This is a genomic window from Streptomyces sp. NPDC050610 (assembly GCF_040654875.1).
GTDB lineage: Bacteria > Actinomycetota > Actinomycetes > Streptomycetales > Streptomycetaceae > Streptomyces.
Genome location: NZ_JBFAIV010000038.1, coordinates 60,173 through 78,081, shown reverse-complemented (window position 1 = coordinate 78,081; position 17,909 = coordinate 60,173). Strand labels below are relative to the sequence as shown.

17 protein-coding genes and 3 pseudogenes are annotated in these 17,909 nt (G+C 72.7%); 9 read left to right on the top strand and 11 right to left on the bottom strand.

The window, feature by feature from the left end:
- Window positions 1-269, bottom strand: a pseudogene (locus tag AB0I22_RS33475) (hypothetical protein); the annotation flags it as partial.
- A 5-nt stretch (window positions 270-274) separates the two neighbouring features.
- Between AB0I22_RS33475 and cmk the strand changes: the two are divergent.
- From cmk to der, 3 genes are all read left to right on the top strand, one after another.
- Window positions 275-988 carry a (d)CMP kinase gene (cmk, locus tag AB0I22_RS33470; protein ID WP_363134761.1) on the top strand — a complete coding sequence of 238 codons (714 nt, stop codon included), beginning with the start codon at window positions 275-277 and terminating at the stop codon, window positions 986-988.
- Between the two features lie 50 nt (window positions 989-1,038).
- The gene (locus AB0I22_RS33465) at window positions 1,039-1,626 is read left to right on the top strand and encodes a lysophospholipid acyltransferase family protein (RefSeq protein WP_363134764.1); all 588 of its coding nucleotides are present in this window, start codon (window positions 1,039-1,041) and stop codon (window positions 1,624-1,626) included.
- A 61-nt stretch (window positions 1,627-1,687) separates the two neighbouring features.
- Window positions 1,688-3,148, top strand: coding sequence for a ribosome biogenesis GTPase Der (der, locus tag AB0I22_RS33460; RefSeq protein ID WP_363134760.1), 1,461 nt, complete (start codon window positions 1,688-1,690; stop codon window positions 3,146-3,148).
- Window positions 3,149-3,188: 40 nt separating this feature from the next.
- Here the strand turns inward: der and AB0I22_RS33455 are convergent, their stop codons facing one another.
- Both AB0I22_RS33455 and AB0I22_RS33450 read right to left on the bottom strand, forming a co-directional pair.
- Complete coding sequence (locus AB0I22_RS33455; RefSeq protein ID WP_363134759.1) at window positions 3,189-3,470, bottom strand: hypothetical protein; 282 nt, start codon at window positions 3,468-3,470, stop codon at window positions 3,189-3,191.
- Window positions 3,471-3,613: 143 nt separating this feature from the next.
- Window positions 3,614-4,420 (bottom strand): hypothetical protein, encoded by an 807-nt coding sequence (locus AB0I22_RS33450; protein WP_363134758.1) that lies wholly within the window; start codon window positions 4,418-4,420, stop codon window positions 3,614-3,616.
- Window positions 4,421-4,872: 452 nt separating this feature from the next.
- On the opposite strand from AB0I22_RS33450, the gene AB0I22_RS33445 reads away from it, so the two are divergent.
- From AB0I22_RS33445 to AB0I22_RS33425, 5 genes and pseudogenes are all read left to right on the top strand, one after another.
- Window positions 4,873-5,517, top strand: coding sequence for a transglycosylase family protein (locus AB0I22_RS33445; protein ID WP_363134757.1), 645 nt, complete (start codon window positions 4,873-4,875; stop codon window positions 5,515-5,517).
- A 214-nt stretch (window positions 5,518-5,731) separates the two neighbouring features.
- Window positions 5,732-6,912 (top strand): annotated as a pseudogene (locus AB0I22_RS33440) (ABC transporter substrate-binding protein); the annotation flags it as partial.
- Window positions 6,913-7,075: 163 nt separating this feature from the next.
- On the top strand, window positions 7,076-8,326 hold the full coding sequence (locus AB0I22_RS33435) for a glycosyltransferase family 4 protein (protein ID WP_363134756.1): 1,251 nt from the start codon (window positions 7,076-7,078) through the stop codon (window positions 8,324-8,326).
- On the top strand, window positions 8,323-9,228 hold the full coding sequence (locus AB0I22_RS33430) for a hypothetical protein (RefSeq protein WP_363134755.1): 906 nt from the start codon (window positions 8,323-8,325) through the stop codon (window positions 9,226-9,228). The genes AB0I22_RS33435 and AB0I22_RS33430 overlap by 4 nt, the downstream gene beginning before the upstream one ends.
- A gap of 174 nt (window positions 9,229-9,402) precedes the next feature.
- The gene (locus AB0I22_RS33425) at window positions 9,403-9,573 is read left to right on the top strand and encodes a hydrophobic protein (protein WP_363134754.1); all 171 of its coding nucleotides are present in this window, start codon (window positions 9,403-9,405) and stop codon (window positions 9,571-9,573) included.
- Window positions 9,574-9,708: 135 nt separating this feature from the next.
- On the opposite strand, the gene ctaD is transcribed toward AB0I22_RS33425, so the two are convergent.
- From ctaD to gvpO, 6 genes and pseudogenes are all read right to left on the bottom strand, one after another.
- A complete protein-coding gene (gene ctaD, locus AB0I22_RS33420) occupies window positions 9,709-11,457 on the bottom strand; it encodes a cytochrome c oxidase subunit I (protein WP_363134753.1) in 1,749 nt (582 codons plus the stop codon).
- Between the two features lie 205 nt (window positions 11,458-11,662).
- Window positions 11,663-11,962: a gas vesicle protein K gene (locus AB0I22_RS33415; RefSeq protein ID WP_363134752.1), complete on the bottom strand. Its 300-nt coding sequence runs from the start codon at window positions 11,960-11,962 to the stop codon at window positions 11,663-11,665.
- A gap of 155 nt (window positions 11,963-12,117) precedes the next feature.
- Window positions 12,118-12,288 (bottom strand): annotated as a pseudogene (locus AB0I22_RS33410) (gas vesicle protein); the annotation flags it as partial.
- Window positions 12,285-13,211 (bottom strand): GvpL/GvpF family gas vesicle protein, encoded by a 927-nt coding sequence (locus AB0I22_RS33405; RefSeq protein ID WP_363134751.1) that lies wholly within the window; start codon window positions 13,209-13,211, stop codon window positions 12,285-12,287. The gene AB0I22_RS33405 and the pseudogene AB0I22_RS33410, both read right to left, overlap by 4 nt.
- Window positions 13,212-13,318: 107 nt before the next feature.
- Window positions 13,319-14,086 carry a GvpL/GvpF family gas vesicle protein gene (locus AB0I22_RS33400; RefSeq protein ID WP_363134750.1) on the bottom strand — a complete coding sequence of 256 codons (768 nt, stop codon included), beginning with the start codon at window positions 14,084-14,086 and terminating at the stop codon, window positions 13,319-13,321.
- A 65-nt stretch (window positions 14,087-14,151) separates the two neighbouring features.
- Window positions 14,152-14,457 (bottom strand): gas vesicle protein GvpO, encoded by a 306-nt coding sequence (gvpO, locus tag AB0I22_RS33395; protein WP_363134749.1) that lies wholly within the window; start codon window positions 14,455-14,457, stop codon window positions 14,152-14,154.
- Between the two features lie 407 nt (window positions 14,458-14,864).
- Between gvpO and AB0I22_RS33390 the strand changes: the two genes are divergently transcribed.
- Window positions 14,865-15,080, top strand: coding sequence for an I78 family peptidase inhibitor (locus tag AB0I22_RS33390; RefSeq protein WP_363134748.1), 216 nt, complete (start codon window positions 14,865-14,867; stop codon window positions 15,078-15,080).
- Window positions 15,081-15,258: 178 nt separating this feature from the next.
- Here the strand turns inward: AB0I22_RS33390 and AB0I22_RS33385 are convergent, their stop codons facing one another.
- Together AB0I22_RS33385 and AB0I22_RS33380 are read right to left on the bottom strand one after the other, a co-directional pair.
- A complete protein-coding gene (locus tag AB0I22_RS33385) occupies window positions 15,259-16,227 on the bottom strand; it encodes a phosphatase PAP2 family protein (RefSeq protein ID WP_363134747.1) in 969 nt (322 codons plus the stop codon).
- Window positions 16,228-16,556: 329 nt separating this feature from the next.
- Window positions 16,557-17,735: a hypothetical protein gene (locus tag AB0I22_RS33380; protein ID WP_363134746.1), complete on the bottom strand. Its 1,179-nt coding sequence runs from the start codon at window positions 17,733-17,735 to the stop codon at window positions 16,557-16,559.
- Window positions 17,736-17,909 lie beyond the last annotated feature (174 nt).

Below are 17,909 nucleotides of genomic sequence, written 5' to 3'. Positions count from 1 at the left end.
GGCAGGTCCGACGACTCGATGACCAGCAGGCCGTTGTTGAGGGCGTTGCGGTAGAAGAGCCGGGAGAAGCTGGCGCACGACGGGAGCCCCGCGACCCTGACGACGGGGGTCCGGCCGCGGTGGGCGGCGGGGCGCCGCGGACGTCCCGCGCGACGGCGGCGGCGGTTGCCGTACGGGCCGGTCGCGCAAGCCAGTAACCTTGGTCGGGGCCCGATTCTTCGAGCCCGCGCGATCAGGCCCCCGGCCCGCGAACCCCGCCCCGTGCACAAGGAAGGTGTCTGTCACCGTGGAAACCGCCGCCCGGACCGCTCCGGCCGCAGTCATCGTCGGCATCGACGGCCCCTCCGGCACGGGCAAGTCCAGCACGTCGAAGGCCGTGGCGGCCGAGCTGGGGCTGCGCTACCTCGACACCGGCGCCCAGTACCGGGCGATCACCTGGTGGATGCTGAACAACGGCATCGACGTCCGCGACGCCGCGGCCGTGGCCGACGCCGCCGGCAAGCCGTCGCTGGTCTCCGGCACCGACCCGGCCGCCCCGACGATCGCCGTCGACGGCCAGGACGCGGCCGGCCCCATCCGCACCAAGGAGGTCACGGCCGCGGTCAGCGCGGTCAGCGCCGTCCCGGAGGTGCGGACCCGGCTGACCGAGCTTCAGCGGGGCATCGCCGCCGAGGGCCCGCGCGGCATCGTGGTGGAGGGCCGGGACATCGGCACCACCGTGCTGCCCGACGCCGACGTCAAGATCTTCCTGACCGCCTCCGCCGAGGCGCGCGCCGCCCGGCGCAGCGGCGAGCTGGCCGGCAAGGAGAGCTCGGACCTGGCCGCGACCCAGGCGGCGCTCGTCAAGCGCGACGCCGCCGACTCGGGCCGCAAGACGTCCCCGCTGGCCAAGGCGGACGACGCCGTCGAGGTGGACACCACCGAGCTGACGCTCAATCAGGTCATCGAGTGCGTGGTCACCCTCATCGAGGAGAAGCGGACCGCGTGACACCTTCCGCCTCCGGCGCGGCCGTCGGCCGCCGCATCGGCATCGGCCTGATGTACGGGCTGTGGAAGCCGCGCGTCCTGGGCTCCTGGCGGGTGCCCGCCGCGGGCCCCGTGATCATGGCGGTCAACCACTCCCACAACGTCGACGGCCCGATGGTGATGGGCACCGCCCCGCGGCCCGTGCACTTCCTGATCAAGCGGGAGGCGTTCGTCGGCCCGCTCGACCCGTTCCTGAGCGCCATCGGACAGGTCAAGGTGGACCGCGGCAGCGCCGACCGCACCGCGGTCACCGGCGCGCTCGACGTGCTCGCCGGCGGCGGGGTGCTGGGGATCTTCCCGGAGGGCAGCCGGGGCGAGGGCGACTTCGCGTCGCTGCGCGCCGGGCTCGCCTACTTCGCACTGCGGTCGGGGGCCCCGGTCCTGCCGGTGGCGGTGCTCGGCAGCGCGGAGCGGCAGGGGCGCCTGATATCCGGCCTGCCGCCGCTGCGGGGCCGCGTCGACGTGGTCTTCGGCGACCCGTTCGACGCGGGCGACGGCAGCGGCAGGCGGACCCGCACGGCGCTGGACGCGGCGACCGTGCGCGTACAGGCCCGGCTGGGAGCACACCTGGCCGACGCCAGGCGGCTCACGGGCCGCTGAACGAGACGTGAGTAGTGGGCCGCGGTCGCGGCCCATCGATGATGAACGAGGAACGGACTTCATGAACGACCAGATCCCCTCCGGCGACGAGCACGGTGAGCTTGGCGACGCCGAGTACGCGGAGTTCATGGAGCTCGCCGCGCAGGAAGGCTTCGACCCGGAGGACATCGACAGCGAACTGGCCGCGGCCGGGCACGGCCCGCTGCCCGTGCTCGCCGTCGTCGGCCGCCCCAATGTCGGCAAGTCGACCCTGGTGAACCGCATCATCGGCCGCCGCGAGGCGGTCGTCGAGGACAAGCCCGGCGTCACCCGCGACCGCGTCACCTACGAGGCCGAGTGGGCGGGCCGCCGCTTCAAGGTCGTCGACACCGGCGGCTGGGAGCAGGACGTCCTGGGCATCGACGCGTCGGTGGCCGCGCAGGCCGAGTTCGCCATCGACGCCGCCGACGCGGTGGTCTTCGTCGTCGACGCCACGGTCGGCGCCACCGACACCGACGAGGCCGTCGTCAAGCTGCTGCGCCGGGCCGGCAAGCCCGTCGTGCTCTGCGCCAACAAGGTCGACGGCCCGTCCTCCGAGGCCGACGCCGCCATGCTCTGGTCGCTCGGCCTGGGCGAGCCCCACCCCGTCTCGGCGCTGCACGGCCGCGGCACCGGCGACATGCTCGACGCCGTGCTCGAAGCGCTGCCCGACGCGCCCGCGCAGACCTTCGGGACCGCGCTCGGCGGGCCGCGCCGCATCGCGCTCATCGGCCGCCCGAACGTCGGCAAGTCCTCGCTCCTGAACAAGGTCGCGCGCGAGGAGCGGGTCGTCGTCAACGAGCAGGCCGGCACCACCCGCGACCCGGTCGACGAGATGATCGAGCTGGGCGGCAAGACCTGGAAGTTCGTGGACACCGCCGGCATCCGCCGCCGCGTCCACCTCCAGGAGGGCGCCGACTACTACGCCTCGCTGCGCACCGCCGCCGCCGTCGAGAAGGCGGAGGTCGCGGTCGTCCTGATCGACGCCTCCGAGTCCATCAGCGTGCAGGACCAGCGGATCATCACGATGGCCGTCGAGGCGGGCCGCGCGATCGTCATCGCCTACAACAAGTGGGACACCCTCGACGAGGAGCGCCGCTACTACCTGGAGCGGGAGATCGAGCGCGACCTGGTGCAGATCCCGTGGGCGATGCGGGTGAACGTCTCGGCGCTCACCGGCCGCCACATGGAGAAGCTCGTCCCGGCGATCGAGACGGCCCTCGCGGGCTGGGAGACGCGGGTGCCGACCGGGCGGCTCAACGCCTTCCTCGGCGAGATCGTGGCCTCCCACCCGCACCCGATCCGCGGCGGCAAGCAGCCCCGCATCCTCTTCGGGACGCAGGCGGGCGTCCGGCCGCCGCGGTTCGTCCTCTTCTCCTCGGGCTTCCTGGAGGCCGGCTACCGGCGGTTCGTCGAGCGCCGGTTGCGCGAGGAGTTCGGCTTCGAGGGCACCCCGATCCACATCTCCATGCGGGTGCGCGAGAAGCGCGGCCGCAAGCAGTAGCCCTGGGAGCGGGGACCGGAGCGCCCGGGGGCGCGGGCGATCAGCGCCCGCGCCCCCGACCGTCCCGTGGGGCGGGCGGCAGCGCGGGCTGCCCGTTCATCGGCACCCGCCCGAACGGCTCCCAGAACCCGGAGCGTCCGGAGTGACCGGGGTACGCGGTGCTTCCCGGCTGGCGGCCGAAGGCCGTGAAGGCGAGATCCGCCTCGTCCGTACGGTCGCCGGGCAGCGCCCGGAAGGACCGCCGGTACTCGGAGTACAGCGCGTCGTAGATGGGCGTTGCCGAGCCGTGGTGATCCGCCGAGCCGTCGTGCGACGGGCGCATGCCGGGGATCTGATGCTGGTACGGGTTCCGAGACGAGGGGTCGTATGAGTGCACATAGGTGCCAACGACCTGATTGCCGCTCGGATGCGGGTGCGACGGGGAATGTCCCGTTGGTCGGGATTGGCTCCGGTGCAGTGCGGTGATCACGTGCCCGCCAGCGGCATCGCGGCGCCGACCAGCAGCCCGGCCGCCGCGGCCCGCTCCAGCGCCTCCGCGAGCAGGTCCTCGCGCGGCTGCGCGCCGATGGTGCCGACCGGCGCGGCGAAGACGAGCACCTTCTTGGTCCGGTTGACGGTGGACCGCCAGTCGTCGGTGACCTGGAGCGGCTGGTGCGCCTGCCACCAGGCGGTCGGCGTGGGGCCGGGGCCGGGCTGGAGGACGGCGTGCAGCTTGCCCATGGCCACGAGCACGGACCAGCCGGGGTTGTCGGCGGGCGCCTCCTTGAGGTGGCCGACCGGCACGAACCCCTGCTCGGCCAGGAGCGCGAGGAACTCGTCCTCGGGGCCGTCGGTGCCCGGGCGGACGATCGGCTCGGTCGGCTCGACCACGAGTGCCGGGTAGAGGTCGCCGCTGATCAGGACGAGGCCGCTGGTCACGCCGAGCACGGCCTGGCGGGGCAGCGTCTCGATCTGCGCGGCGGGCGCGGGGACGGTGGGCACCGGCGTGCCGCCGCCTTCGCCGTTGATGGACCTGACGGCCCCCTGGAGCTGCTCCTCCGAGACCGGGACGACCTGGGAGGGGATGCAGTCCGCGTGGGCGAAGGCGAGTACGGCCGTCTCCTCGCCCACGAAGAGCACGGTGCTGGTGCGCTCCTGGTCGGTGTCGCCGGCGGTGCGGCAGGACGTGCAGTCGTAGCTGCCCGGGGCGTTGTCGCCGGTGAGCAGCCGGTCGGCTTCCTGGTCGCCGATCTCGGCGCGTACCTCGTCGCTGACGTCGAGCATGCGCGGCACTGTGGCTCCTTGAACTCGGTGCGTGCGCCGGGCTGTTCCCGGCTCATAAGAAGACAACGGACGATCTGTGTCGAGGGTCACGCGTCGGCCGGGCCGGGATCGCGGCAATCGGCGCACACAGTGAGAAGGGCGGCGGAATCGCTCACTCCCTGCCAACTCGTGGGCAATGCATGGAAGTTATCGGGGTGAGCTGAGTCACAGATCGCCGGGCTGGGGTAAGGGTAAATGCTGATATCCCACCATCAAGTGGGTGTCCGGAAAAGGCTGATACCGGCGGTAACGGGGAAGTGGCCTGCTGCGGGAGAAGAACCGGTTGCCGTCCGGGTCGGCGGCTACCTACATTCACCGGCCGTGTGCAGCGAGCACCGCCCGAGGCCAGAGCGGAGTACCGGCGTCCGATACGGCGGTACCCGCACCGGCAGGGGGACCTCGGGTCCGTCGAGAGGGAATCCATGTCCAGACGTCGTCGCGAGACAGCAGCGTTGGCCGGGGCCGCACTCGTCGCCCCGCTGGCACTGCTCGCCGCCACCGGCTCGGCCGAGGCTGCGGACAGCGGAGTGTGGGACCGTATCGCCGCCTGCGAAAGCGGCGGAAACTGGCACGTCAACACCGGAAACGGCTACTACGGCGGCCTCCAGTTCAGCGCCGGCACCTGGCGGGCGCACGGCGGCGGATCCTATGCCGCCACCGCGGACCGGGCCAGCCGCGCCCAGCAGATCGCCGTGGCCTCCCGGGTCCAGGCGACGCAGGGCTGGGGCGCCTGGCCCTCCTGCTCGGCACGCGCCGGGGCCTACGGCAAGTCGCCGGGGCAGCTGACGGCGAAGTCCGCGCCCAGGACCGTACGCAAGGCGGCGCCGCAGGCCGCACCGAGGACCGTGCGCAAGACGGCTCCGGGGACGGGACACAGCTCGTCCCCCCGGGCCGACCGGCACCACTACACCGCCCGGGGCGGCCACTACACCGTCGCCGCCGGCGACACCCTGGGCCGCATCGCCGACGCCCACGGCACCACCTGGCACGCGCTCCACGCGGCCAACCGCGCCGTCATCGGCGCGGACCCGAACCTGATCATGCCGGGACAGCGGCTCGTCCTGTGACGTGGCACCGCACTGACATGGCACCGCACTGACATGGCGTCGCGCTGATCCGGCGCCGCGCTCACACCAATCGACGGCCCGCCCGGTCGGTGCGACCGGGCGGGCTCTCGGGGCTCGCGTCCGCCGTGCCGGTACGTGCCGCGCCTCACGGCGCTGTCGGCTCGCCGCTGAAGACGACCGCGCCACCGGCACCGCCGCACCCGGCGGACCCGGCAGCCCCGTAAAGGTAGGCATCATCGCGAGCGCCACCAGCCCCGTCGGCGCCGCCGCGTTCACCGGGCCCCGCGACGGCGCCCGTGCCTACTTCGCCCGGCTCAACGCGTCCGGCGGCCTGGCGGGCCGCCCCGTCCAGGCCGTGACCTGTGACGACGGCGGCAGCGGCGTCGGGAACAACGAATGCGTGCGACGGCTGGTCCAGCAGGAGAAGGTGGTCGCGCTCGTCGCCACCACGGCCCTCGACTACGCGGGCGCGCCCCGCGTCGGCGCGGCGGGCGTGCCGGACATCGGCGGCCAGCCGATCGGGGCCGCGTACGACACCTGTCCGGGGCTGTACGGCGTCTACGGCAGCATCGCCCCGCGCGACGGCGAGCCCGGCTGGGGCGGCCGGCTCTACGGCGGTACCGAGGTCTACCGCTACTTCAAGCGCGCGCGGGGGCCCGCAGCGCCGCCGTCGTCTCCTGCAACCAGGCGTCCTCGGCGTCGTACGCCCGTCTCGTGACGCGTGGCATCAAGACGGAGGGCTACGACGTGACCGGCGAGCAGGTGGACTTCGCGCTGCCGAATTTCCGGGCGGTCGCCGCGGATCTGCGGCCCGCGGCACGGATCTGGTCTTCGACGCGCTGGACACCCACGGCAACGCGCGGCTGTGCGAGGCGATGGACGCCGCCGGGGTGAAGGTCACCGCCAAGGTCACCAATGTGCAGAACTGGGCGGCGTCCGTCCCCGAGGACTACAAAGGGGCTCCGGGCTGCCGTAACGCTCTGTGGGCGACGGGTTCCAGCCGAAATCACGACGAGACCTCCGACGCGGAAGTGCGCGGATTCCGGGCGGGAATGGCCCGGTACGCGCGGCAGGCGGTGCTGTCGCAGTGGGCGCTGGAGGGCTGGGCCGCGGCCATGCGGTTCACCGACGCCGCCACGTCCTGTGCCGGGGCCGTCACCCGGGGCTGCGTGCGGCGCTTCATGGAGCGCCGGACCCCTTATACGGCGCGTGGACTGCTGCTCCCGGTCTCGTACGCGCGGTCGGCCGAGCCGCCCGCGAACCGGCCGGCGTACGTGCCTGTCGGTGGCGCGCCGGCGGGACGGGGCCGGCGGCGGGGCGGGCCGCTGGGTCACCGAGGGCGGCGACATGATCCACAATTGCTTCACCGTTCCCCTCCTTGCCTACCGGCCGTAATGCGGGGGAGGGTGAAAAGTTCCCGGTCCCACCTACCGATTTCCCATCGCTTCAAGAACGACTTGGTGAGTACGGTCAACCTCGGCCGCCGGGCGACAGTCTTATCTCAAGGTAGGCGGGCGAGTGGTAACGTCCGCTGGAAATCCGCGGCATACGGGGTCGAATGCACCTTTCATTCCTTATTCACAATGCGTACGGCATCGGCGGAACGATCCGTACCACGTACAACCTGGCGAGCGCGCTCGCCGAGCAGCACGACGTGGAGATCGTCTCGGTGTTCCGCCACCGCGACGAGCCGATCCTCGCGCCGAGCGGCGACGTGCGCCTGCGCCACCTCGTCGACCTCCGCAAGGACAGCCCCTCCTACGAGGGCGACGACCCCGACCAGGAGCGCCCCGCCACCGTCTTCCCCGCCACCGAGGGCCGGTACAAGCAGTACAGCGCGCTCACCGACCGGCGGATCGCCGAGCACCTGCGCACCCTGGACTGCGATGTCGTCATCGGCACCCGCCCCGGCCTCAACGTGCACATCGCCCAGCAGGCCCGGCGCGGACCCGTGCGCGTCGGCCAGGAGCACCTGACGCTCTCCACCCACTCCGCGCCGCTCAAGCGCACCCTGCGCACCGCCTACCCGCGGCTGGACGCGGTCACCACCGTGACCGAGGCCGACGCCGAGACCTACCGCAAGCTCATGAAACTGCCCGGCGTGCGCGTCGAGGCCGTGCCCAACTCCATCCCCGCGCCCGCGGTCGCCCCCGCCGACGGGACCGGGAAGTGGGTCGTCGCGGCCGGCCGGCTCGCCCCCGCCAAGCGGTACGACCTGCTCATCCGCGCCTTCGAGAAGGTCGTCGCGCAGCGCCCCGACTGGAAGCTGCGGATCTACGGCGGCGGCGCCGAGCGCGCCAAGCTGCGCGCCCAGATCGACAAGCGCGGCCTCTACAACCACGTCTTCCTCATGGGCCCCGCCAACCCCCTCGACCCCGAGTGGGTCAAGGGCTCCGTCGCGGCCGTCACCTCCAGCCTCGAATCCTTCGGCATGACCATCGTCGAGGCCATGCGCTGCGGGCTGCCGGTGGTCTCCACCGACTGCCCGCACGGCCCCGGCGAGATCATCGACAGCGGAGTCGACGGCCTGCTCGTGCCGACCGGGAAGGTCGACGCCATCGCCGACGGACTGCTGAGCCTCATCAACGACGACGAGCTCCGCCGCCGCATGGGCCGCGAGGCCCTCGCGCGCTCGGAGCGCTTCGACCCGGCACGGATCGCCGGCCGCTACGAGTCGCTCTTCGCCGACCTCGCGGCCCGCGGCTCGCTGCGCGGCTCGCTGCACCGCACCCGCGGCGCCCTGCTGAGCAACGCGTTCCGCACCAAGGACGCCGGCAGAGCAGCGTTGCGAAGGGGGCGAGCCGCATGACGACCTCCGCCCCGCGTCACCACCCCGCCACCCCACCCGAGGAGCCCACCATCGTGTCTGCCCCGCCGCGCGCCGACTGCATCGCGGACTCCGCGGGCGGACTCACCTTCGACGTCGACGTCTGGGGCCGCCCCGCCCCCACCGGCGACTGGACGGCCGCGCTCGTCCTGCGCCGCCGCGTGGCGGACGCCGACGCCGACTCCGACGAGGTCCGCCTGCCCCTGTCGCCCAACGGCGACGGACGGCTACGGGCCGTGCTGCCCAGCACGGTCGCGCTCCCCGAGGGCCGCTGGGACATGCATGTGGCGTGCGGCGAGGACGACGTACGGCGGCTCGTGCCCGGCCTGAACGACCTGCGCTCGCTCGTCGACCGCACGCCCAGCCAGAGCACCTCGCCGCTCGCCGTCCGCATCCCGTACGCGACCAAGCACGGCAACCTCTCGCTGCGCAGCTGGCTGCGCGTACCGCACGCCGAGGCCGCCGACATCCAGGTCGAGAGCGCCGGCATAACCGCGCGCGGCGTCCTCTACCGCGTCCAGGACCCGCAGGCGTGGCTGGCCGGCGCCGTGGTCGAGGCCCGCTGCCGGCGCGACGCGGCCCTGGTCCACACGGTTCCGACGACCGCCGAGGGCGCGGAGTTCGCCTTCACCCTGACGTACGGGCCGCTGGCCGAGGTGTGGCGCGGCGGGCTCGACGTCTGGGACCTGTGGCTGCGCCCGGCCGACGGCGAGCCGGTCCGCATCGCCCGGATTCTCGACGACATCGCGGACAAGAAGCCGGTCTTCGTCTACCCGACGCGGTCCGTCACCGCCGAGTACGCCCCCGCGCAGGCAGGCCCGTACTACACCGCCGACAACGACCTGTCGCTGCGGATCGACGAGCGCGAGCCCGCCGCCCGCTGACGGTCCGCCGCCCGTCGGTCGCTGACGGCCGGGGGACGCCGTTCGCCGCCCGCCGAGGGACGCGCAGGGGCGTCGCGGGGGGCGCGCCTCCCCGGGCGGCGGCCCGGGGAAACCCGGGGAGAAAGGGTATGGAACGCACATCCAGGGGCACTCGGAGTCGCGGAGGTGCCAATAATGGTTCCAGTTCTTCTCGTTCTCCTGCTCGCCCTGATCCTCTTCGGCGCGGGTTTCGCGATCAAGATTCTGTGGTGGGTCGCGGTGGCGGTCCTGGTGATCTGGCTGCTCGGCTTCCTCTTCCGGTCCACGGCCACCGGGGGGAGCAGGTCACGCTGGTACCGATGGTGACCGGCGGCGCCCGCCGCCGTACGCCATGAACCCGTCACGACCCGCGACCGCCGGCCGCCGAGGCAGAGCAACGCTCCTCGGCGGCCGGCGGAAACATGTGCACGGGCACGACCGGCCCGGCTGCTCTACGCCGCTCTACGGCGCGGCCGGCTGCTCCGGCCCGTCCGCCGCCCCGGAAGGCTCCCCCGGGCCGTCCGTGCCCGTCTCCGGCGGCTCCCCCAGCCCGCCCGCCGCCGCCATCTCCGCCCGTACGACCTGCGGATGGTGCAGGTCGAAGGCCGGCGACTCGGAGCGGATGCGCGGCAGGGTCAGGAAGTTGTGGCGCGGCGGCGGGCAGGACGTCGCCCACTCCAGCGAGCGGCCGAACCCCCACGGGTCGTCCGTCTCGACCTTCTTCCCGTACTTCGCGGTCTTCCAGATGTTGTAGAGGAACGGCAGCGTGGACAGGCCCAGCAGGAACGCGCCCGCCGTGGAGAGGGTGTTGAGCGCGGTGAAGCCGTCGGCCGCCAGATAGTCCGCGTACCGCCGCGGCATGCCCTCCACGCCCAGCCAGTGCTGCACCAGGAACGTGGTGTGGAAGCCCACGAACAGCGTCCAGAAGTGCAGCTTCCCGAGCCGTTCGTCGAGCAGCTTGCCGGTGAACTTCGGCCACCAGAAGTAGAAGCCCGCGAACGTCGCGAACACCACCGTCCCGAACACCACGTAGTGGAAGTGCGCGACGACGAAATAGGTGTCCGTGACGTGGAAGTCCAGCGGCGGCGAGGCCAGGATGACGCCCGTGAGCCCGCCGAACAGGAAGCTCACCAGGAAGCCGACCGCCCACAGCATCGGCGTCTCGAAGGACAGCGAGCCGCGCCACATCGTGCCGATCCAGTTGAAGAACTTCACCCCGGTCGGCACCGCGATCAGGAACGACATGAACGAGAAGAAGGGCAGCAGCACCGCGCCCGTCGCGAACATGTGGTGCGCCCACACGACCACCGACAGCCCGGTGATCGCCATCGTCGCGCCGATCAGCGCCACATACCCGAAGATCGGCTTCCGGGAGAAGACCGGGATGATCTCCGTGACGATCCCGAAGAACGGCAGCGCGATGATGTAGACCTCGGGGTGGCCGAAGAACCAGAACAGGTGCTGCCACAGCAGCGCCCCGCCGTACGGCGCTTCGAAGACCATCGACCCGAACCGCCGGTCCGCCTCCAGCGAGAGCAGCGCCGCCGCCAGCACCGGGAAGGCCATCAGCACGAGGATCGAGGTGAAGAGCACGTTCCAGGTGAAGACCGGCATCCGGAACATCGTCATGCCGGGGGCGCGCATCCCGATGATGGTGGTCAGGAAGTTCACCGCGCCGAGGATCGTGCCGAAGCCGGCCAGCGCCAGCCCCATGATCCACATATCGGCCCCGCCGCCCGGCGACCGCACCATGCTGTTCAGCGGCGCGTACGCGGTCCAGCCGAAGGCCGCGCCGCCCGCGGGCATCAGCAGGCTGGAGATCACGATCAGCCCGCCGAACAGGAACAGCCAGTACGAGAGCATGTTGAGGCGCGGGAAGGCGACATCGGGGGAGCCGATCTGCAACGGCATGATCTCGTTGGCGAAGCCCGCGAACGCCGGTGTCGCGAACAGCAGCAGCATGATCGTGCCGTGCGCCGTGAACGCCTCGTTGAACTGCTCGTTCGTCATGATCTGGAGCCCGGGGCGGGCCAGTTCGGTGCGCATCAGCAGCGCGAGCACGCCGCCGATCAGGAAGAAGCCGAACGCCGTGATCAGGTAGAGGTGGCCGATCTTCTTGTGGTCGGTAGTGGTTAGCCAGTCGACGATGATCCGTCCGGGCCGACGCACCCGCACCGGACCGGCGGCCGCCTGCGCGGTGTCCGCACCCATCTGCGCTCCCTCGATGTCGCCTGCGCCGGGGTATGAAGGGCGTGCCGGCTCCGGCCGTGCCGACGGGACATGGGGCATGAGCCGTCGGACACGGGCCATGGGCCTTGAGCGTGGGGCTTACGAGCATTCGGGCTCAGGCCATGATGCTCGCCGCCCGGCGGTTGCGCGAGGGCGCGTCGGGATGCTTATGGGTGCGGATCGCGCCTTATTCCGAAGGCTCCGGCGGCAGCAGCGGCCCGAGCGGGCCGAGGTCCAGGTTGAGATCGGCGGCGCTCAGCCCGTACCGCTCGCGCAGCTCGGTCATCCGCTCCGAGAGCAGCATCAGGGTCAGCCCCATCCGCTCCTCCTGATTCTCCGTCAAATCACCTTGGTCCACCCGGCGCAGGGCCTGTCGCTCCATCAGCTGGCGCAGCAGCTCCACGACGGTGAGCACCAGCTTCATCAGGTCGCGCTCGACGGTGTCCCGGTCCAGTTCGACCCGGCCGCGCACGGTACGGTCGCTCACCCGCCCCACTCCTTCCCCGCCGCGATGTCCCTCGCGGCGGCTTCCTCCGCTTCTGCCGCGGTGCTCTCCTTCGCGGTCACGTCCCTCGCGGTGGTGTCTCTCGCCGTGATGTCCTTCGCGGTGATGTCCCTCGCGATGGTCCCGCTGTCCGAACCGCCCCACGGCGACGGCACGTTCTCGTTCACCGAGCTGATGAGCGCGCGCAGGTCGATCCGTACGAGGTCGACGTCGGCGATCCGCAGCGTGATGTCGCCCGCGATCACGGCCCCGCCCGCCAGCAGCCGGTCCAGCAGGTCCACGAGCGCGAGCCGCTCCTGCCCCCTCACCCGCCGCCCCCGCCCCGCTCCTCGCGGGAGACGAAGGAGTACGGCGCCCACGGCCCGGTCAGCTCCAGCCGCACGCTCTCCGCCGCCTGCGCCAGCTCGCCCACCCGCGAGGTGAACTCGGAGCTGCGCTCGCGGCGCACCAGGTACGCGGCGTTGAGGACGTTGCGGTCCGGGTCGCCGGAGAGGCGGGCGTCCTGCGGCGGGTGCAGCCGGACGCCCTCGGCCAGCTCGGCGAGCGTCTCGTGCACCAGGCGGGCGCGCTCGTCCGCGCGCTGCCACCGCTCCTCACGGGCCCGCCGCTGCGCGCCGCGCCGACGCAGGTAGTCACGGCCGGAGCGGCCCGAGTGGCTGGAGTGGCCCGAACTGCCGGAGCCGTCGGAGGGGTTGGAGCCACCGGAGCAGTCCGAGCGGCCGGAGACGCCCGCGGCGGGCTCCTCCGCCGACTCCGCCGCCTCTGCCGGCGCCGCCATCTCCGCTCCCTCGGCCCCCTCCGCACCCGGCCCGGCGGCGGCGTACGCCTTGACGCCCCACTCGACCCGCCCCTCCAGCCGGTCGAGCGCCGCTCCGAACTCCTCCCGCTCGGCGGCCAGTACCCGCCGCAGCCCCGCCTCGTCGCGGTAGACGGTGGCCAGCCGCAGCGGCAGCACGCAGCACTCCCGCGAGGCCGCGTCCACGACCCGCTGATGGGCCCGCGCCACCTCGCTCAGCCACGGCAGGTCCTCCAGCCGCCTGCGCAGCCCCGCCTCGTCGAAGTCGGCGGCGGGCACCGGGCTGACCAGCGCGGCGAGCCCCAGGTGCCGTACGGTCCGCACGGGCCGGCCGCACACGCCGCCGACGGCCTCCAGCGCCGCGCCGCCGGCCTCGGCGTCCCGCGCGACGGCGTAGGCGTACAGCAGCTCCTCGGTCGCAGGGCTCTCGGACACCGCGACCCCTCCTCCCGTCCGTCCCGCCCTTTCCCTTTCCGTCCTTCGCCCGGCGTTCCGGCGATCCGCCTCCCGCGGGTCCGCCGCCCCGCCGTCCTCGCCCCCGCTCACGGCTCGACGAAGCTGTACGGGGGCAGCGGGCCGTGCACGTTCAGCTCCATGTGCGGGTGGTTCCCGGTCAGCTCGTCGACGGTGCTCAGCAGCTCCTCGGCGCCCGCGCCCTTCTCGACGAGGAAGGACATGTTCACGAACCAGCCGCCGCTCTCCGGTCCGGGCCGGCTCTCCTCGGACAGCGGCAGCAGCGTCTCCTCCACCAGCCGGGCGTCGCGCTCCTCGCGCTCGCGCACGCCGGCCGCGACCAGTTCGCCGAAGCGCAGCCGCTGCTCGTACGTGCCGCCGCCGGCCGCCCGGTTGGCCTCGGCGAGGGCGCGCAGCTCGGAGCTGTCGGCGAGGACGAGGTGGAGCACCGAGTCCTCGCGGTGCACGGCCTTCACGTTGTACTCGACGCGGCCGGTCAGCCGCTCCAACTGCTCGTGGTAGCGCTCGGCCTGCTCGGTCAGCACGGTGCGTACGGCCTCGTCGCTGGGGGAGACGCTGCCGAACCGCATGGGCAGTACGGCAGACCGCTCGCCGACCCGGGCCAGTACCTGCTGGTGCGCCATCAGGTCGCGCCGCTTGGGCCGCAGGTGCTCCGGGCAGTCGCTGACGATCGCGGTGAGCCGCCCCTCGTGCAGCGCGCGCACGGGCCGCGGCGGGTCGCCGACGCCGGTGAGCGGCTCCGGGTACTCGACCCGCTCACCGCGTGCTATGCCGTACACATACGTGCTCTCTCGCTCTCCGTCCGTCCGGGGGCGGGAGTCGGGGTCAGCGGTCATGTCGCCGGTATTCCTCTCCTGGTGCTCGTGGCTCCGCGCGGCGCCGGGGCGTCGGTGACGGGGCGTCAGTCGCGGTCGGACCGCGAGCGCTCGTAGCGGCGGACGCGGCGGTAGCCGGTGAGGCGGCCGCCCGCGTCGAGCGTCACCTCGTAGAGCGCCATGAGACTCATCGTCTCCGGCACCCGGGCGACCTCCACGACCTCGGCCTCCACCGTCCAGCCGTCGTCGGTCCGCTCGAATCTGGAGACCGTCTCGGGCGTCCGTCCGGTCAGTTCGCCCAACTGCTCGCGGGCCGCGCGCAGAAGTTCCAGCGGTGTCGGTTCGCCGTCCGCCCGGCGCTTGTCCGGCTTCTTCTCTGGGGTGTCTGTCATAGGTGACCTCAGGGGAGCGGGTACCGCGCCGGGGCCGCGTCAAACCTGTGCGGGGATCAGGAGCGCGATGTGGCGGATTTGTGTAATCCGTGTGCCCGCTCCCGCATTTCGCCGCGCCCCGTGAATTCCCTCGCGCGGGCCTGTGCGCGGTACGCGCGCCCGGCGCTTTAGCCGGCCCCCGCCGATCGGCCCGGGGGAATTCCGCGGTAAGGGCCCGGCAATTTATCCGGAGGCCGTTAGCGTGTCTCGGACTCGGCGAGAGAAGCACCGTACGAGTGATGCGCGCAACGGCAAACCGGGGACAGTTTTCTGTGACAGAAGTGTGACCGGTGACGAACGCGGTCCGCATGAGCCCATGGCACCGGCCGGACTTCCGCCACCGGGCCGGGCGGCCTACGGTGGCTGCCATGGCACCTCTTCCCACGCCCCCTTACGAGCCCGAGGACGACCCCGGCCGGTACGTCGGCCTCGACCCGGCCAAGGCCGAGGAACAGGCCCGCGCGCGCGGCTGGAGCACGGTGCGCGCGCTGCCGCCGGGCGCGATCATCACCATGGAGTACCAGGGCGGCAGGCTCAACTTCGAGGTCGAGCACGGCGCGGTGCGCCGCTGCTGGAAGGGCTGACACCCGCCCGTACGGCCGACGGCCCGGCCCCAGTCCGTACAGCCGACGGCCCCGGCCGCACCCTGCGGTGACAGGGGCGGCCGGGGCCGTCGTGATGCGGAGGAGACGGCGCGGGGAGAAGGCTGTGCGTACCGCTTCCCCGCGGGCCGCTCGCGGCGCGGCCGGGACGCCGAGGCGTTCAGGTGCCCGCCGTGCGCCCCCGCCCGGCCGAGGGTCCCAGCGGCGCCGTGCGCGGGGCGCGGTCGCCGTGCGGCGGGCGGCGGCTGCCGCTCGGGGTGACCGGGGTCCGCTCGGAGCGGACGGTGTGCGGCCGGGACGAGAGGTGCGGCCAGGCGTCCGGCACCCGCCCGGCGACCGGCGCCGGGCCGCCGCCCGCCCGGCTGGCGGCTCCCACGGGTTCGAGGACCGGCAGTTCGTCGTCCACGGCCGGGCGCGGCGCGGCGATGACGGTCAGACCGCCGGCCGGAGCGGGGGTGAGCGCCCCGCTGTCGCGCAGCCGCCGCAGCAGCGCCATCAGGTGCGCCTCGGCGTAGGCCATCATCGGCTCGAACCAGGGCAGGGCCAGCAGGACGAGCAGCCCGGCGGTCCAGCCGAGCGTCACGTCGCTCACCCAGTGCGTGCCGAGGTAGACGGTCGTCATGCCGATGCCGAAGGCGAGCGAGGCGACGATCACGGAGGTGACGCGGCGGGTCAGCGGGGTGGTGGCCAGATAGGCCAGCACGCCCCAGGTCACGACGGCGTTGGCGGTGTGGCCGGAAGGAAATATATCCCCGCCGGCCCACATCTCGTTCGAGCCGATCTCCGTCGCGTAGTGCGGCCCGAGCCGGCCCATGCCGAGCTTGGCGGCGCCCACGGTGATGTTGAGCAGCAGCAGCGAGGAGCCCAGCACCAGCAGCGGGCGCAGGCTCTGCTGCTTGTACGAGCGCCAGCCCAGCCACGCCGCCACCGCCACCGCCGTCGGACCGCGCTGGCCCAGCACCACGAAGTAGTCGAGGAAGGTGTGGATCTCCGGCCACTGCTTGTACGGGTGGAACAGCATGACCTGCCAGTCGAACCGCACCGGCCAGGACGTGGTGAGCACGCCGACGACGATCGCCACATAGACCACGAAGGTCGCCACGAAGATGCCGAGGCGCGTTCGGGTCATCCGTGGTCGCGGATCGTCAGGGCGCTCCTCCGCTGGGACGAGCTCGTCATTGGTACGCACCCAATCGACGTTACATTGGGTGACAGGAAGGCATGGCCGATCAGGACTCTTTGTGATGACGATGTGATGTGGAGTCCGTCTCGATCGGGTCTTTCGATGGCGTGATTCAGATAAATAAAGAAGACCTAAGGAATCCGTGTGAAGAGGCCGCCGGTTGCCCTTCCGTCTCTTTATCCTTTTCTCGCACCGCCGTTTATCGCCGATTGGCCGGGATGTCCCGAACCGTTTCCCGGCCCGCCGTGATCGCGGACCCGGACCGGCCCCGGCGGTCAGGGCGGACCGGTCCCGTTCAGCCAGAACGCGCCATACAGCGCCGACACCAGCGCCACCGCCCCGAGCACCGCCGCGGCCCACCGGGTCCGCAGCCGGGCCAGCGCCACCGCCACGGGCAGCACCAGCGGGAACGCGGGCAGCATCAGCCGCGGCTTGGAGCCGAAGTAGCCCTTCGCGGTCAGCGCGAGCAGCAGCACGACGCCCGCGTACACCAGCAGCGGCAGCGGCTGCCCCTGCCGCACCCCGCGCACGTACAGCCACAGCACCAGCGCCACCCCCGCGAGCAGCGCCAGCCCGGAGACCGGACCGGGGCCCGCGAGCCGGTCGCCGACGAACGCGGCGAACGCCAGCCCGCCGTCGAAGCCGTTGCCCCAGCCGCCCTGCACCCGCAGGTAGCCCAGCGCGTCGCCCTCGCGCACCCCGACCCACAGGACGTACGCGAGCAGGCCCAGCGGCGCGAGGGCCGCGCCCAGCAGCATCCGCCGCTCGGTGCGCCAGGCCGTCCGCCACCGACCGCCCGACGCCAGCGCCGCCGCGGCCGTGATCCACACGGCCGCGACGACGGCCCCGCCCACCGGCCGGGTCGCCCCCGCCAGCAGCGCGAAGGACCCCGCCCAGACCCACCGGCCGGTCAGCACCGCGTACACGCTCCAGGCCGCCAGCGCCGTGAACAGCGACTCGGAGTACGCCATCGACTGCACCACCGACACCGGCAGCGCCGCCCACAGCGCGGCCAGCGCGATGCCCGCCCGCCGCCCGTACACCCGCTCGCCGACCAGGAAGAGCGCCCAGGCCGCGGCGAGCGAGGACACCGCCGAGACGGCCAGCCCCGCGTCGGCGGCGGTCAGCGGCGAGCACGCGGCCAGGCCCCGCTCCAGCCACGGCAGCAGCGGGAAGAAGGCCAGATCGGAGTGGACCCGGCCGCCGGCCAGATCGAGCGTGTAGCCGTAGCCGTGCTCGGCGACGCGGGTGTACCAGAGCGAGTCCCAGCGCGCGGAGAGCAACTGACGCGGACTGCTGCCCGCCGCCCGGCTCCACACCGCGAGGACCACGAGCGAGAACAGACGTACGCACGCGAAGGCCAGCAGCGCGGGCGCGGCCCGCCGCACCGCGTCGGTCAGCGTCCGCGCGCCGGGGCTCGCGGGTGCGCTCAGCGCGGGAGTCAGACCGGTCATCGCCATGATTATCGGTCATGGACCACGGGGTATGGAGCCAGGGCGCTGAGCCTCCGCCGACCCTGGTGATCTGCTGCGATCGGTCTCCCAACGGGAGGAGTGCCCAACGGCCCCCCGGAGGACTCGCGTACTCTGACGACTCACTCGCCCCCTCGACGCCGGGTCCACAGTCCC

Excerpts from the sequence above, each read along its gene's own strand:
- AB0I22_RS33380 (WP_363134746.1), bottom strand. The coding sequence starts at position 17,735 with ATGACCGGTCTGACTCCCGCGCTGAGCGCACCCGCGAGCCCCGGCGCG.
- AB0I22_RS33425 (WP_363134754.1), top strand. The coding sequence starts at position 9,403 with ATGGTTCCAGTTCTTCTCGTTCTCCTGCTCGCCCTGATCCTCTTCGGC.
- gvpO (WP_363134749.1), bottom strand. The coding sequence starts at position 14,457 with ATGACAGACACCCCAGAGAAGAAGCCGGACAAGCGCCGGGCGGACGGC.
- AB0I22_RS33400 (WP_363134750.1), bottom strand. The coding sequence starts at position 14,086 with ATGACCGCTGACCCCGACTCCCGCCCCCGGACGGACGGAGAGCGAGAG.
- AB0I22_RS33455 (WP_363134759.1), bottom strand. The coding sequence starts at position 3,470 with ATGCGCCCGTCGCACGACGGCTCGGCGGATCACCACGGCTCGGCAACG.
- AB0I22_RS33435 (WP_363134756.1), top strand. The coding sequence starts at position 7,076 with ATGCACCTTTCATTCCTTATTCACAATGCGTACGGCATCGGCGGAACG.
- AB0I22_RS33445 (WP_363134757.1), top strand. The coding sequence starts at position 4,873 with ATGTCCAGACGTCGTCGCGAGACAGCAGCGTTGGCCGGGGCCGCACTC.
- AB0I22_RS33430 (WP_363134755.1), top strand. The coding sequence starts at position 8,323 with ATGACGACCTCCGCCCCGCGTCACCACCCCGCCACCCCACCCGAGGAG.
- ctaD (WP_363134753.1), bottom strand. The coding sequence starts at position 11,457 with ATGGGTGCGGACACCGCGCAGGCGGCCGCCGGTCCGGTGCGGGTGCGT.
- AB0I22_RS33385 (WP_363134747.1), bottom strand. The coding sequence starts at position 16,227 with ATGACCCGAACGCGCCTCGGCATCTTCGTGGCGACCTTCGTGGTCTAT.
- der (WP_363134760.1), top strand. The coding sequence starts at position 1,688 with ATGAACGACCAGATCCCCTCCGGCGACGAGCACGGTGAGCTTGGCGAC.
- AB0I22_RS33390 (WP_363134748.1), top strand. The coding sequence starts at position 14,865 with ATGGCACCTCTTCCCACGCCCCCTTACGAGCCCGAGGACGACCCCGGC.
- AB0I22_RS33465 (WP_363134764.1), top strand. The coding sequence starts at position 1,039 with ATGTACGGGCTGTGGAAGCCGCGCGTCCTGGGCTCCTGGCGGGTGCCC.